This is a genomic window from Salmonella sp. SAL03688 (genome assembly GCF_046551895.1).
Classification (GTDB): domain Bacteria; phylum Pseudomonadota; class Gammaproteobacteria; order Enterobacterales; family Enterobacteriaceae; genus Salmonella; species Salmonella enterica.
Genome location: NZ_JBGDVI010000021.1, coordinates 68046 through 81617 on the forward strand (window position 1 = coordinate 68046; position 13572 = coordinate 81617).

Annotated in this window: 11 protein-coding genes; 7 read left to right on the plus strand and 4 right to left on the minus strand. The window is 53.4% G+C overall.

The window, feature by feature from the left end; all coding sequences use genetic code 11:
* Positions 1 to 3 precede the first annotated feature (3 nt).
* Both viaA and ravA read right to left on the minus strand, forming a co-directional pair.
* Complete coding sequence (gene viaA, locus ACLJR2_RS18935; protein WP_000956588.1) at positions 4 to 1455, minus strand: ATPase RavA stimulator ViaA; 1452 nt, start codon at positions 1453 to 1455, stop codon at positions 4 to 6.
* Positions 1449 to 2945: an ATPase RavA gene (gene ravA / locus ACLJR2_RS18940; protein ID WP_000940987.1), complete on the minus strand. Its 1497-nt coding sequence runs from the start codon at positions 2943 to 2945 to the stop codon at positions 1449 to 1451. Before ravA ends, viaA begins: the two co-directional genes overlap by 7 nt.
* A 347-nt stretch (positions 2946 to 3292) precedes the next feature.
* Here ravA and kup point away from each other — a divergent pair, with 347 nt between their 5' ends.
* From kup to rbsR, 7 genes are all read left to right on the plus strand, one after another.
* On the plus strand, positions 3293 to 5161 hold the full coding sequence (kup, locus tag ACLJR2_RS18945) for a low affinity potassium transporter Kup (protein ID WP_000102338.1): 1869 nt from the start codon (positions 3293 to 3295) through the stop codon (positions 5159 to 5161).
* A 196-nt stretch (positions 5162 to 5357) separates the two neighbouring features.
* Positions 5358 to 5777, plus strand: coding sequence for a D-ribose pyranase (gene rbsD, locus ACLJR2_RS18950; RefSeq protein ID WP_000715944.1), 420 nt, complete (start codon positions 5358 to 5360; stop codon positions 5775 to 5777).
* A 7-nt stretch (positions 5778 to 5784) separates the two neighbouring features.
* The gene (rbsA, locus tag ACLJR2_RS18955; RefSeq protein ID WP_000339359.1) at positions 5785 to 7290 is read left to right on the plus strand and encodes a ribose ABC transporter ATP-binding protein RbsA; all 1506 of its coding nucleotides are present in this window, start codon (positions 5785 to 5787) and stop codon (positions 7288 to 7290) included.
* A 5-nt stretch (positions 7291 to 7295) separates the two neighbouring features.
* The gene (gene rbsC / locus ACLJR2_RS18960) at positions 7296 to 8261 is read left to right on the plus strand and encodes a ribose ABC transporter permease (RefSeq protein WP_000211345.1); all 966 of its coding nucleotides are present in this window, start codon (positions 7296 to 7298) and stop codon (positions 8259 to 8261) included.
* A gap of 24 nt (positions 8262 to 8285) precedes the next feature.
* Positions 8286 to 9176 carry a ribose ABC transporter substrate-binding protein RbsB gene (rbsB, locus tag ACLJR2_RS18965; protein ID WP_001056260.1) on the plus strand — a complete coding sequence of 297 codons (891 nt, stop codon included), beginning with the start codon at positions 8286 to 8288 and terminating at the stop codon, positions 9174 to 9176.
* A gap of 132 nt (positions 9177 to 9308) precedes the next feature.
* A complete protein-coding gene (rbsK, locus tag ACLJR2_RS18970; RefSeq protein WP_000844729.1) occupies positions 9309 to 10238 on the plus strand; it encodes a ribokinase in 930 nt (309 codons plus the stop codon).
* Between the two features lie 3 nt (positions 10239 to 10241).
* Entirely contained in the window at positions 10242 to 11240 is a 999-nt protein-coding gene (rbsR, locus tag ACLJR2_RS18975) for a ribose operon transcriptional repressor RbsR (RefSeq protein WP_000224491.1), read from the plus strand.
* Here rbsR and mdtD read toward each other — a convergent pair.
* Both mdtD and ACLJR2_RS18985 read right to left on the minus strand, forming a co-directional pair.
* A complete protein-coding gene (mdtD, locus tag ACLJR2_RS18980; RefSeq protein WP_000202071.1) occupies positions 11206 to 12633 on the minus strand; it encodes a multidrug transporter subunit MdtD in 1428 nt (475 codons plus the stop codon). The two genes, rbsR and mdtD, sit on opposite strands and share 35 nt — an antisense overlap.
* An 11-nt stretch (positions 12634 to 12644) precedes the next feature.
* Positions 12645 to 13349 (minus strand): FadR/GntR family transcriptional regulator, encoded by a 705-nt coding sequence (locus ACLJR2_RS18985; RefSeq protein WP_001131148.1) that lies wholly within the window; start codon positions 13347 to 13349, stop codon positions 12645 to 12647.
* Positions 13350 to 13572 lie beyond the last annotated feature (223 nt).

Consider the following 13572-nt stretch of genomic DNA (forward strand, 5'->3'; position numbering starts at 1 on the left):
CCGTTAGCGCCGCCAGCGTCTCAGCAGGCGGCTTCGCATCCCGGTGTCAAAGCGCCAGATATGATCGAAAATGCGCATGATGCCGGGTTTGCCGTGCGCCGACATCGCCACCGCGTGGAATCGATGCTGGTGAAGACGCTGCAACTCTCCCACTTTGCTCACCACGTCATCCGGCAAGCGCTGGGCGATAAAATCCGAAATGACCACCGCATCGGCATCAAACCATTCCCGTCCCTGCATTCTTTCAATAATGGCGCGAAAACAGCTGGCGATATCCGTGCCGCCGCGAAAACGTTGACTTAAAAAGCGGATGGCCTGCTCAATACCTTCCGGGCCGGAGAGTTCATAACGCACAACGTCAGTGGAAAACAGCATAATAAAGCAGCGGCGGTTATCCGCCAGCGCAACGCGCATCAACGCCAGGCAGAACGCTTTTGCGCACTGCTCGTTAAATCCTCCCATCGAGCCTGAAGTATCGACGCAGACAATAAACGGTCCGCGCGGCTGCTCGTCGACATCCTGGTGTACTACCGGCCGTTCGGTCACTTTCTCACGCCACGCTTCGCCATGCAGGCGATAGGTGAGGAGCTGTTTTTCCACTAACCGGCGGTAAAATTCATATTCCAGCTCGGTGATGCCGAGCGTCGCCAGCTCTGGCGGCAACAGGCGCAGAATATCATCGCCTTGCTGTATACCGTCAACCTGCTCCGGCACCGTTGCGGGTTCGCGTACCAGTGTACGAAAGGTTTCCATCGGCGCGTCTTTTTTCGGTACCGATTTGGCTTCCCGCGAACGTCCCAGTTGTTCCGCCAGTTGCATTAGCTCCGGCTGGGCGGCGAGAAATTCGCCGTATTTTACGATCAGTTGATAATCACCACGTTTAAGCTGGCCCGCGCTCATATCCCACAGGCGGCCTGCGGCATTATCATTTTCCGCCAGCGTCGGTTCCAGTTGCCCGCTCAGCGTCATCCGTTCCTGAACGTCACTCAGCAACTGCTCGCGCTCTTCTTCCAGTAGTTGCTGGTTTAACGTGGTGGCCTGCACGACCAGACTTAACCGCCAGCGTTGCAAAAAAAGCGTGTGTAGCGCAGGGGTAAAGGTACTGTTGCTCTCCGTCAACTGCTTCGCCTGCGCGGCATACGGTGAATGCAGGCGGTGAAGCAACGCCAGTATTTGCGGCAGTTGCACGATGAACTGTGGGGTAGAGAGAAGTTGGCTTTGCTGATAACACATGACCTCTTCCGTGAGTTCCGGCGGAACGCGTGCGTCTTTAAGACGGCTGCGTAGCGCTTCCCGCCAGCGCGGGAGATCGGCGGTCACGGCGTTTTTTAAACGCGGAAACTTTTCAAAGAAAATGACCAGCTGTGGGGAAGCCAGTAGCGCGAGGATCATCTCTTCGACCATTCCCTCTTCGCTGACGGCCAGCATGGTATTTAGCGTATCCAGCGTCAGCATTGTTGCGCCTGGCGGATCTGTTCTCCTACATCCTGCAGGCTGGCCTCAATGCGCCCTAACCAGTCGCTGTGAATAAACAGGCAATGTTGCTGCTCGCTGAAGCGGGTATGCTGCTGGCGCCAGTCGTTTTCTAACGTTTCCAGCTGCTGTTTGATCTCCGCAGGCATACTGTCTTCAGCCGCTCCCGGTAACGCCAGACGGGTACCTTGTAGACTGATGTCGCGCACCACCAGATGTTGAGCGTTATCGACTTCCATATTCAGCGTTTGGGCAAAGCCGATCCCGTTCAGTTTGCCGCGGATCTCGCCGCCTTTGGTCAGCCAAAGTTCCAGCGCGCTGCGGTCAAAGGTAATATGGATCACTTCCATATCATGCAGTTTTAGCGGTTTTTGTAGCAATAACGTCAACGTTGACGCGCTGGCTTCCGGCGGTAAAGTGTAATGCGGGCGGCGGCTGAACATACCGCCTTCTTTAATGACGGTGAAAGCGGTTTTATCGCTTTGCTGTTGCTGCAACTGGAGGCGACGCTGGACGATACCGCCGAGGCGAGTCAGCATGGCCTGCTGCTGCCAGGCGTGTCCGGTCATCAATATTTCCAGTTGCTGTTGCATGAGATTCAGACTCTGCGCGTCATACCACAAGCAATCTTTTAGCAGGATAAGGTCAATCGGCGCAACCGCGTCACGTCCGCTAAAGAAGGCGCTGGCCTGTAACAGGCGGATGGCTTTCTTCCAGCGACGGTCGGAGACATAAGGCGCATTCGGCAAATTATCCAGCTGTTGGCGCAGAGTAAATATCAGCTCAAAGACCGGATCAGGCAGTGAAATCGCGCCGATATCTTTTTGCCACTGTTGATATTCTTCGTCGCTAACCTGTAACGAGGCGGGGACCGGGTTATCACTCTCATCCTGCTGACTAACCAGCATGGAGCGGAAATTGGCTTTATCCTGAACTTTATCCAGCCACAGGCGAATCAACATTCGGTCGTACAAGGCTTCCAGGCTGCTGTCCGCTTCGGGCAGTTCGTTGGAGGCCGCCACCAGCAGCCGCATCGGAATTTTTTCCTCAAATGCGCCGTTGCGGAAATGGCGTTCGTTAATGGCGGTCAGCAATGTGTTCAGGATAGCGGGCCCGGCTTTCCAGATTTCATCCAGAAAAACGATTTCGGCTTCGGGAAGATAGCCGGTCGTTAAGCGTTCATAGCGACCTTCATCTTTCAGCGCCTGAATAGAGAGCGGGCCAAACACCTCTTCCGGCGTGGAAAAGCGTGTCATCAGATATTCAAAAGCGCGGGCGCGCTGGAAAGCAAACTTCAGGCGGCGGGCAATCAGACTCTTGGCGATACCGGGCGGGCCCAACAAAAAGACGCTTTCACCGCTTAACGCCGCCAGTAGGCACAGGCGTATGGCGTGACTACGTTCATACAGCCCCTTCTCAAGGGCGCTGCTCAGACGGGAAATTCTTTCCGCTAATAAATGTGGGTGAGCCATAATAAAGAGGCGTCCTTTCGACAAATGGATCATGCTAATTGCGAGTATAGACGTTTCACCACCGGGGCTGTAATCGTCTGACGCGCTGTTTATTTTTCTTTGAGCCAGGTTAATCTGGCTTCATTTAGGGGTACGATTTTATGATTAATCGTGCATACTGTGCGCTTTTTTGTGGGCCAAGGGACTAAGCACACATTTCATATCTATACACTCATTCATTCAAACTACATCAAGGCGGCAAAGGAGTGAATCCCCTGGCACTGACTTAAACGTGTGACTGGGGTAAGCGAATGCAGCCGACAAGGAGGTAGCGTGAAGGGTGACGTGTATAAACGAAAGATGAGTCTATGAGCACTGATAATAAGCAATCGTTGCCTGCGATTACCCTCGCAGCTATTGGGGTTGTCTACGGTGATATTGGTACCAGCCCGCTTTATACGCTTCGTGAATGTTTGTCCGGTCAGTTTGGTTTTGGCGTTGAACGAGATGCCGTGTTTGGTTTTCTGTCGCTGATCTTCTGGCTACTCATCTTTGTGGTTTCCATCAAATATCTCACCTTCGTGATGCGCGCCGATAACGCGGGTGAAGGTGGAATTTTGACGCTGATGTCGCTTGCCGGGCGTAATACCTCGGCGCGCACCACATCCATGTTAGTTATCATGGGACTGATAGGCGGCAGCTTTTTCTATGGCGAAGTGGTCATTACGCCGGCGATTTCGGTGATGTCGGCGATTGAAGGCCTGGAAATTGTCGCGCCGCAGCTGGATACCTGGATTGTCCCGCTTTCCATTATTGTGCTGACTCTGTTGTTTATGATTCAGAAGCACGGTACGGGAATGGTAGGGAAACTCTTTGCGCCGATCATGCTGACCTGGTTTTTAATCCTGGCGGTACTTGGCCTGCGCAGTATTATCGCCAATCCCGAAGTGTTACATGCGCTGAATCCTGTCTGGGCGGTACGTTTTTTCCTTGAATATAAAACCGTATCGTTTATTGCGTTGGGCGCGGTGGTGCTGTCGATTACCGGCGTAGAGGCGTTGTACGCCGATATGGGACACTTCGGTAAGTTCCCGATTCGCCTGGCGTGGTTTACCGTGGTATTGCCGTCGTTAGTACTGAACTACTTTGGTCAGGGCGCATTGCTACTAAAGCATCCGGAAGCGATTAAAAACCCCTTCTTCCTGTTGGCACCGGACTGGGCGTTAATTCCGCTGCTGATTCTGGCCGCGCTGGCGACAGTGATCGCCTCCCAGGCGGTTATTTCTGGCGTCTTTTCGCTGACGCGTCAGGCCGTGCGTCTTGGCTATTTGTCGCCAATGCGCATTATCCATACCTCCGAGATGGAGTCCGGTCAGATCTATATCCCTTTCGTTAACTGGCTGCTTTATTTCGCGGTCGTGGTTGTTATTGTTAGCTTTGAGCACTCCAGCAACCTGGCGGCGGCCTATGGTATCGCCGTGACCGGCACGATGGTGCTGACGTCTATTCTTTCTACGACCGTGGCGCGTAAGAACTGGCACTGGAACAAATATTTTGTCGCGCTGATCCTCATCGCGTTCCTGTGCGTGGATATCCCGCTGTTCTCGGCTAACCTCGATAAATTGTTGTCCGGTGGTTGGCTGCCGCTGAGCCTGGGCCTGATCATGTTCACGATCATGACCACCTGGAAGAGCGAGCGTTTCCGTCTGTTGCGTCGTATGCATGAACACGGTAATTCGCTGGAAGCGATGATTGCTTCACTGGAGAAGTCACCGCCGGTTCGGGTGCCGGGTACTGCCGTATACATGTCGCGCGCGCTCAGTGTGATCCCTTTTGCTTTATTGCATAACCTGAAGCACAACAAAGTGTTGCATGAGCGCGTAATCTTACTGACGTTGCGTACGGAAGATGCGCCTTATGTGCATAACGTTCGCCGGGTGCAGATTGAGCAGTTGTCTCCGACATTCTGGCGCGTGGTGGCCAGCTACGGCTGGCGCGAAACGCCAAACGTTGAAGAGGTGTTCCACCGCTGCGGTCTGGAAGGGCTTAGCTGTCGGATGATGGAAACGTCGTTCTTTATGTCGCACGAGTCGTTGATTGTCGGCAAACGCCCGTGGTATTTGCGTTTGCGTGGCAAGCTGTATTTGTTGTTGCAACGTAACGCCCTGCGCGCGCCGGATCAATTCGAGATCCCGCCTAACCGCGTGATTGAGTTAGGAACGCAGGTCGAGATTTAACCTCCCATCACCATGCCGGGGGCCGCGTTGGCTTACCCGGCCTGGCCAATCCGTAGATTCCCACACGATAATCGCCTGATTTCCGCTAGCGAAACGTTTCGACGGCGATCACAATTCTGTTACGTCATGATGGTTTTATGAACACATCCAGGGTTACACTGCGGCCAGCGAAACGTTTCGCTAGTGGAGCAGAAAAATGAAGAAAGGCACCGTACTCAACTCTGAAATCTCGTCGGTCATTTCCCGTCTGGGGCATACTGATACTCTGGTGGTCTGTGATGCGGGTTTACCCATCCCGAATAGCACTGCGCGTATCGATATGGCACTAACCCAGGGCGTACCTTCTTTTATGCAGGTGGTGGATGTCGTGACCCGGGAAATGCAGGTTGAGGCGGCGATTCTTGCAACGGAAATCAAACAACAGAATCCGCAGCTCCACGAAACGTTGCTCACTCACCTTGAGCAACTGCAGCAACACCAGGGAAACACCATAAAAATTAGTTATACGACACACGAACAATTCAAAAAATTGACTGCAGACAGTCAGGCAGTGATTCGCAGCGGGGAGTGTTCCCCGTATGCGAACGTCATTCTTTGCGCTGGCGTCACTTTCTGAGGCCGCTATGGACGCATTACTGCAACTCAAAGGGATCGATAAAGCGTTCCCCGGCGTGAAGGCTCTCTCCGGCGCCGCGTTAAACGTTTATCCTGGCCGCGTTATGGCGCTGGTGGGGGAAAACGGCGCCGGAAAATCCACCATGATGAAAGTATTAACCGGCATCTATACGCGAGATGCGGGATCGTTGTTATGGCTGGGTAAAGAGACCACCTTTAATGGGCCTAAATCGTCTCAGGAAGCCGGGATCGGCATTATTCACCAGGAACTGAACCTGATCCCGCAGTTGACCATTGCGGAAAACATCTTCCTGGGCCGTGAGTTTGTGAATCGCTTTGGTAAAATCGACTGGAAAAAGATGTATGCCGAAGCCGACCACCTCTTAGCCAAACTCAATCTGCGCTTTAAGAGCGATAAGCTGGTGGGCGAACTCTCTATCGGCGATCAGCAAATGGTGGAAATCGCCAAAGTGCTGAGCTTCGAATCCAAAGTCATCATTATGGATGAACCGACCGATGCGCTGACCGACACTGAAACCGACTCTCTGTTCCGCGTTATCCGCGAATTAAAATCGCAGGGGCGCGGCATTGTCTATATCTCCCACCGTATGAAAGAGATCTTCGAAATTTGCGATGACGTGACGGTCTTCCGCGATGGGCAATTTATCGCCGAGCGTGAAGTGGCCACGTTGACCGAAGATTCTCTTATCGAAATGATGGTGGGACGTAAGCTGGAAGATCAGTACCCGCATCTGGATAACGCGCCGGGTGAGATTCGCCTCAAGGTCGATAATCTGTGCGGACCGGGCGTGAATGATGTCTCTTTTGTGCTGCGAAAAGGCGAGATTCTTGGCATCTCCGGCCTGATGGGCGCCGGTCGCACCGAGCTGATGAAAGTATTGTACGGCGCGATGCCGCGAACCAGCGGTTACGTGACGCTTGATGGACACGAAGTGGTGACGCGTTCTCCGCAGGACGGACTGGCCAATGGCATCGTTTATATCTCTGAAGACCGTAAGCGCGATGGACTGGTGCTCGGCATGTCAGTTAAAGAGAATATGTCGCTGACGGCGCTGGACTATTTCAGCCGCGCTGGCGGAAGCCTGAAACACAAAGATGAGCAACAGGCGGTGGGGGATTTTATCCGTCTGTTCAACGTCAAGACGCCGTCAATGGAACAGGCGATAGGCCTGCTTTCTGGCGGTAATCAGCAAAAAGTGGCGATTGCCCGCGGGTTGATGACGCGCCCGAAAGTGCTCATTCTCGACGAGCCGACCCGCGGCGTGGACGTCGGCGCCAAGAAAGAGATTTATCAGCTTATCAACCAGTTTAAGGCCGACGGCCTGAGCATCATTCTGGTCTCATCTGAGATGCCAGAAGTATTAGGCATGAGCGATCGCATCATCGTCATGCATGAAGGGCATCTCAGCGGTGAATTTACTCGCGAGCAGGCCACCCAGGAAGTGTTAATGGCTGCCGCAGTGGGCAAGCTTAATCGCGTGAATCAGGAGTAAAAAAGATGACAACCCAGGCTGTTTCTGGTCGCCGTTATTTCACTAAAGCGTGGCTTCTTGAGCAGAAGTCGCTCATTGCCCTGCTGGTGTTGATCGCGATTGTGTCGACGTTAAGCCCCAACTTTTTTACCGTTAATAATCTGTTCAATATTCTTCAACAGACCTCCGTTAACGCCATTATGGCGGTGGGGATGACGTTGGTGATTCTGACATCGGGGATCGATCTGTCCGTCGGTTCCCTGCTGGCGCTCACCGGCGCGGTTGCCGCTTCAATCGTCGGCGTTGAAGTGAATGCGCTGGTCGCGGTTGCCGCCGCGCTGGCGCTGGGCGCTGCGATTGGCGCCGTCACTGGCGTTATCGTCGCGAAAGGCCGCGTACAGGCGTTTATCGCTACGCTGGTGATGATGTTGCTACTGCGCGGCGTGACGATGGTTTACACCGACGGTAGCCCGGTCAACACCGGCTTTACCGATAACGCCGATCTGTTTGGCTGGTTCGGTATCGGCCGTCCGCTGGGCGTTCCTACGCCGGTCTGGATCATGGCTATCGTCTTTATCGCCGCCTGGTATATGCTGCATCACACCCGTCTGGGACGCTATATCTACGCGCTGGGCGGTAACGAAGCGGCGACGCGCCTGTCTGGCATTAGCGTGAGCAAAGTGAAAATTATCGTCTATTCACTTTGCGGCCTGACAGCGTCGCTGGCGGGCATCATTGAAGTGGCGCGCCTCTCTTCCGCGCAGCCGACGGCGGGTACCGGCTATGAGCTGGATGCTATTGCCGCCGTAGTGCTGGGCGGCACCAGCCTTGCAGGCGGTAAAGGGCGCATTGTTGGGACATTGATCGGCGCATTGATTCTCGGCTTCCTTAATAATGGTTTGAATTTGTTAGGTGTTTCCTCCTATTACCAGATGATCGTCAAAGCGGTGGTGATTTTGCTGGCGGTACTGGTAGACAACAAAAAGCAGTAACAACGACTACAGGACATCTGAAATATGAACATGAAAAAACTGGCTACCCTGGTATCTGCTGTTGCGCTGAGCGCCACCGTGAGCGCGAATGCAATGGCGAAAGACACCATTGCGCTGGTGATCTCTACCCTCAATAATCCCTTCTTCGTGTCGTTAAAAGACGGGGCGCAAAAAGAGGCGGATAAACTGGGTTATAACCTGGTGGTGCTGGACTCCCAGAACAACCCTGCCAAAGAGCTGGCGAACGTGCAGGATTTAACCGTTCGCGGGACCAAAATTCTGCTGATCAACCCGACTGACTCCGATGCGGTGGGTAACGCGGTGAAGATGGCGAACCAGGCGAAGATTCCGGTTATCACGCTTGACCGCCAGGCAACCAAAGGTGATGTCGTCAGCCATATCGCGTCTGATAACGTGCTGGGCGGTAAGATCGCTGGCGACTATATCGCGAAAAAAGCTGGCGAAGGCGCCAAAGTGATTGAGCTGCAAGGCATTGCCGGAACATCTGCGGCGCGTGAGCGTGGCGAAGGTTTCCAGCAGGCGGTAGCCGCTCACAAATTTAATGTTCTGGCCAGCCAGCCTGCCGATTTCGACCGTACTAAGGGTCTGAACGTCATGCAAAACCTGCTGACCGCGCATCCGGATGTTCAGGCTGTCTTCGCCCAGAACGATGAAATGGCGCTGGGCGCACTGCGCGCGCTGCAAACTGCCGGTAAAGCAGATGTGATGGTGGTTGGATTTGACGGTACGCCGGATGGCGAAAAGGCTGTAAAAGATGGCAAACTGGCAGCGACTATCGCTCAGTTACCGGATCAAATCGGCGCCAAAGGCGTTGAAGTGGCGGATAAGGTGCTGAAAGGCGAAAAAGTTCAGGCCAAATATCCGGTTGACCTGAAACTGGTCATCAAGCAGTAATAAACGACACGGGTCAACTATGGCCTGATGGCGACAGAAATACGCGATCCTCCGCTGAGGTGAACGTAAAAAAAGAAAAGCAGGGCACGCGCCACCCTAACCGGTGGCGCACTTTGACGTGGAACCCCGAATATGAAAACCGCAGGTAATCTCATCGTCCTTGGCAGCATTAATGCCGATCATATCCTTAATCTTGAGTCCTTCCCTACCCCGGGTGAAACGGTAACCGGTAGCCATTATCAGGTCGCGTTTGGCGGGAAAGGCGCGAATCAGGCGGTTGCTGCGGGACGTAGCGGGGCAAATATTGCGTTTATCGCCTGCACGGGCGATGACGATATTGGCGACAGTATTCGTAAACAATTAGTCAGCGATCGTATTGATATCGCGCCGGTTAGCGTTATTAAAGGCGAGTCTACCGGGGTGGCGCTGATTTTCGTTAACGGCGAAGGCGAGAACGTCATCGGTATTCATGCCGGAGCGAATGCCGCGTTATCGCCGGCGTTGGTTGATGCGCAACGTGAACGTATCGCGCAGGCGGATGCGTTACTGATGCAGCTGGAATCGCCGCTGGAAAGCGTACTGGCGGCGGCGAAAATCGCCCATCAACATCATACTACTGTTGCGCTGAACCCGGCGCCTGCCCGTGAGCTACCGGATGAACTGCTGGCGCTGGTGGACATCATCACGCCAAATGAAACGGAAGCTGAAAAGCTGACGGGCGTGCGTGTGGAAAATGACGACGATGCCGCGAAAGCTGCGCAGGTTTTGCATGATAAAGGCATTCGAACCGTATTAATTACCTTAGGAAGCCGTGGCGTCTGGGCCAGCGTAGACGGCGAGGGCCGCCGCGTTCCTGGATTTAGCGTTGAGGCTGTCGATACCATTGCCGCCGGAGATACGTTTAACGGCGCCTTTATCACCGCGATACTGGAGGAGACGCCGTTGCCGGAAGCGATTCGCTTTGCCCATGCCGCCGCCGCGATTGCCGTAACGCGTAAAGGCGCGCAACCTTCCGTTCCGTGGCGCGAAGAGATAGAAGTGTTTTTACATCAGCAGGGGTAACGCTTGGCTACTATGAAAGATGTTGCCCGCCTGGCGGGAGTCTCTACATCGACGGTCTCTCACGTTATTAACAAAGATCGCTTTGTGAGTGAGACGATAACCGAAAAAGTTGAAGCGGCGATTAAATCACTTAACTATGCGCCTTCTGCGCTGGCGCGAAGCCTCAAGTTAAACCAGACCCGCACGATTGGTATGCTAATTACCGCCAGTACCAACCCTTTTTATTCCGAACTGGTGCGCGGCGTTGAGCGAAGCTGTTTTGAGCGCGGCTATAGTCTGGTGCTGTGCAATACCGAAGGCGACGAGCAACGGATGAACCGCAACCTGGAGACGCTGATGCAAAAACGGGTAGACGGTTTACTGCTGCTGTGTACCGAAACGCATCAGCCTTCTCGTGAAATCATGGAGCGTTATCCGTCTATTCCTACCGTCATGATGGACTGGTCGCCGTTTGATGGTGAGGGCGATAGCGATCTCATTCAGGATAATTCGTTGCTAGGCGGCGATCTTGCTACCCAATACCTTATCGATAAAGGATTTACCCGAATAGCCTGTATTACCGGCCCGCTGGACAAAACGCCAGCGCGTTTGCGGCTGGAAGGGTATCGGGCGGCGATGAAACGCGCAGGGCTGGCTATTCCGCAAGGCTATGAGATCACCGGCGATTTTGAATTTGGCGGCGGCTTTGACGCCATGCAGGCGTTACTCGCCCATCAACAGCGACCGCAAGCGGTTTTTACCGGAAACGATGCGATGGCTGTCGGCGCCTATCAGGCGCTATATCAGGCGGGGCTTCGTATCCCGCAGGATATGGCAGTCATTGGCTATGATGATATTGAGCTGGCGCGCTATATGACGCCGCCGCTGACGACTATCCATCAGCCGAAAGATGAATTGGGCGAGCTGGCTATTGATGTGTTGATTCATCGGATGGCGCAGCCCGCCTTGCAACAACAGCGACTTCAGCTTACTCCGGTTTTGACGGTGCGTGGGTCGGTTTAGATTTATGCCGTTCTTTAATCAGATTGTTGCCGTCTTTGGCTCTTAGCAGCATAAACATCAGCGCGGACACGATAGTGATCGCCCCCATCGTGATAAAGGTATAGTGGAACTGTTCCACGGTACTGGTGCCCGCAAAACCTTCATAAATACGTAACACCGCCGCGCTGATCGCCACGCCTAAACTGATAGACAATTGCTGCGTAACCGCCAGAACGCTGTTGCCGCTGCTGGCGTTATCGTCTGTCAGATCCGCAAGAGTAATCGTATTCATTGCCGTAAATTGAGTGGACATCGCCATTCCAAGAATGAATAGCGGCAGTACGAGCATCCAGATCGGCATGGCGGGAGATTGAAACGAAAACTGGGCAATCATCAGACCGATAAATACCGTAATGCCGACCAGAGTCTTCCGGTATCCCAAACGTCGTAAAACCTGCGTTACGGTCGATTTCGCGATAATAGAACCCAAAGCCGTCGGCGCCATCATGCAGCCGGCGATCAGAGCCGGGTAGCCAAAACCAACCTGTAGCATTAACGGCATCAAAAAAGGTACGCAGCCTGTCCCCAGACGCGTGGCGAGGTTGCCGGCAATACCGACGGAAAATGTGCGTGTCTTAAACAGCGATAGTGATATTAACGGTGTCGGATGACGGCGGGCGTGGCGGATATAGGCCAATAGTAGAACGATACTGCAAAAAATAATGGCGGATGCGATCCATGTCGCCACAATCTTTTCGCCAAACAGTTCCATTCCGCTGGAAAATAAAACCAGACTTAACCCAAAAAGAAAGAAGCCGGTCATGTCAAACTTGCGACGCGGCGTGGTGAAGTTGGGCATATATTTGCGGGCATACAGAATGCCTGCAACACCAATGGGAATATTAATCAGGAAGATCCAGTGCCAGCTTGCCCAGGTCACCAGTACGCCGCCTAATACCGGCCCCAGAATCGGACCTACCAGCCCCGGCATAGTGACAAAGTTAAGAACGGGCAGCAGCTCACTACGCGGATAGGCTCGCAATAACGCCAGCCGCGCCACTGGCATCATCATCGCTCCGCCGACGCCTTGTACGACGCGAAAAATAACCAATTCAGATAGTGAACTGGAGAGCGCGCAGGCCAGCGAGCCTAACGTAAACAGACTTACGGCAACCATAAAAACGCGACGCGTACCAAAGCGGTCAGCCAGCCAGCCGCTTACCGGAATTAACATAGCTACTGTCAGGGTATAACTGATAATAGCGGACTGCATGGCGAGTGGTGAACGGTTAAGACTATGCGCAATAGCCGGTAAAGCGGTATTCAAAATGGTGGCGTCTAGCGCCTGCATAAAGAAGGCCATCGCCGCGATCCACGGCAGGCCAGCCATACTGCGCGCTTTTTTGCTGGTCATTCAATATCCTGTTAATTATCTGGTCTCTCATTGGGCGCTATTAACAACGCCTGGCAGGCCTGGAAAGCGCGTTCGCCGTCGCCATCAGCGATGGCATCAACAATGGCCTGGTGCAAATCCAGCTTTACCACCTCGTTATAGGTGATTGAGGTAAAGTAAGTGTGATAAACCGAATGAAATAGCGTCGCAAAAGAGATTAGAAAGGGATTGGCGCTCATTTCGTAGATATGCTCGTGCCACGCCATATCCACTTCAATCCAGCGTTCACGCTTAAAATGCTTTTTCAGCGCGACCATCTCTTCCATTAAGGCATTAAGCCGCGCTTTCTGCTCCGGTGTGCCAAGAGTCGCCGCCAGCAGGCAGGCTTGCGGCTCCAGGCTAATACGCATCACCAGAAAATGCTCTACCACCTGATGAAAATTTTCTTCCGTCATCCACCAGGTCAGCAGCTCTTGATCCAGAAAGTTCCAGTTTCCCTGCGGCATCACCCGCGTACCAATGCGCGGACGAGGTAGCACCATACCTTTAGCCGTCAACGTTTTCACCGCTTCGCGAACTGCCGTTCGACTTACGCCGTACTGCTCGCCCAGTTCTATTTCGCCGGGAAGAATAGTACCGGGGGCGTAGTCACCCTTTAATATCCGCTGCGCCAGCTTTTCAGCCAGAACATAGGATAGATTTTTCTGTGCGGCTAATTGTTGTGCGCTTAAAGGCATGAATGTTCTTCCTTTCTCTTTCGTTTGGTTATTAGTATGCCACCTGGAAGTGTGATTGCAGTTGCATTAACGGCAATTTGCTTATTTTATGGCACGTTAAGCACGCCATTGATGAAAAAAGAGACACTCAGAAAATTATTTTAAATTTCCTCTTGTCAGGCAGAAATAACTCCCTATAATGCGCCACCACTGACACGGAACAACGGCACACAGGCCGCCGGGT

Coding starts and splice junctions, on each gene's coding strand:
- viaA (WP_000956588.1), bottom strand. CDS start 1,455: ATGCTGACGCTGGATACGCTAAATACCATGCTGGCCGTCAGCGAAGAG.
- ravA (WP_000940987.1), bottom strand. CDS start 2,945: ATGGCTCACCCACATTTATTAGCGGAAAGAATTTCCCGTCTGAGCAGC.
- kup (WP_000102338.1), top strand. CDS start 3,293: ATGAGCACTGATAATAAGCAATCGTTGCCTGCGATTACCCTCGCAGCT.
- rbsD (WP_000715944.1), top strand. CDS start 5,358: ATGAAGAAAGGCACCGTACTCAACTCTGAAATCTCGTCGGTCATTTCC.
- rbsA (WP_000339359.1), top strand. CDS start 5,785: ATGGACGCATTACTGCAACTCAAAGGGATCGATAAAGCGTTCCCCGGC.
- rbsC (WP_000211345.1), top strand. CDS start 7,296: ATGACAACCCAGGCTGTTTCTGGTCGCCGTTATTTCACTAAAGCGTGG.
- rbsB (WP_001056260.1), top strand. CDS start 8,286: ATGAACATGAAAAAACTGGCTACCCTGGTATCTGCTGTTGCGCTGAGC.
- rbsK (WP_000844729.1), top strand. CDS start 9,309: ATGAAAACCGCAGGTAATCTCATCGTCCTTGGCAGCATTAATGCCGAT.
- mdtD (WP_000202071.1), bottom strand. CDS start 12,633: ATGACCAGCAAAAAAGCGCGCAGTATGGCTGGCCTGCCGTGGATCGCG.
- ACLJR2_RS18985 (WP_001131148.1), bottom strand. CDS start 13,349: ATGCCTTTAAGCGCACAACAATTAGCCGCACAGAAAAATCTATCCTAT.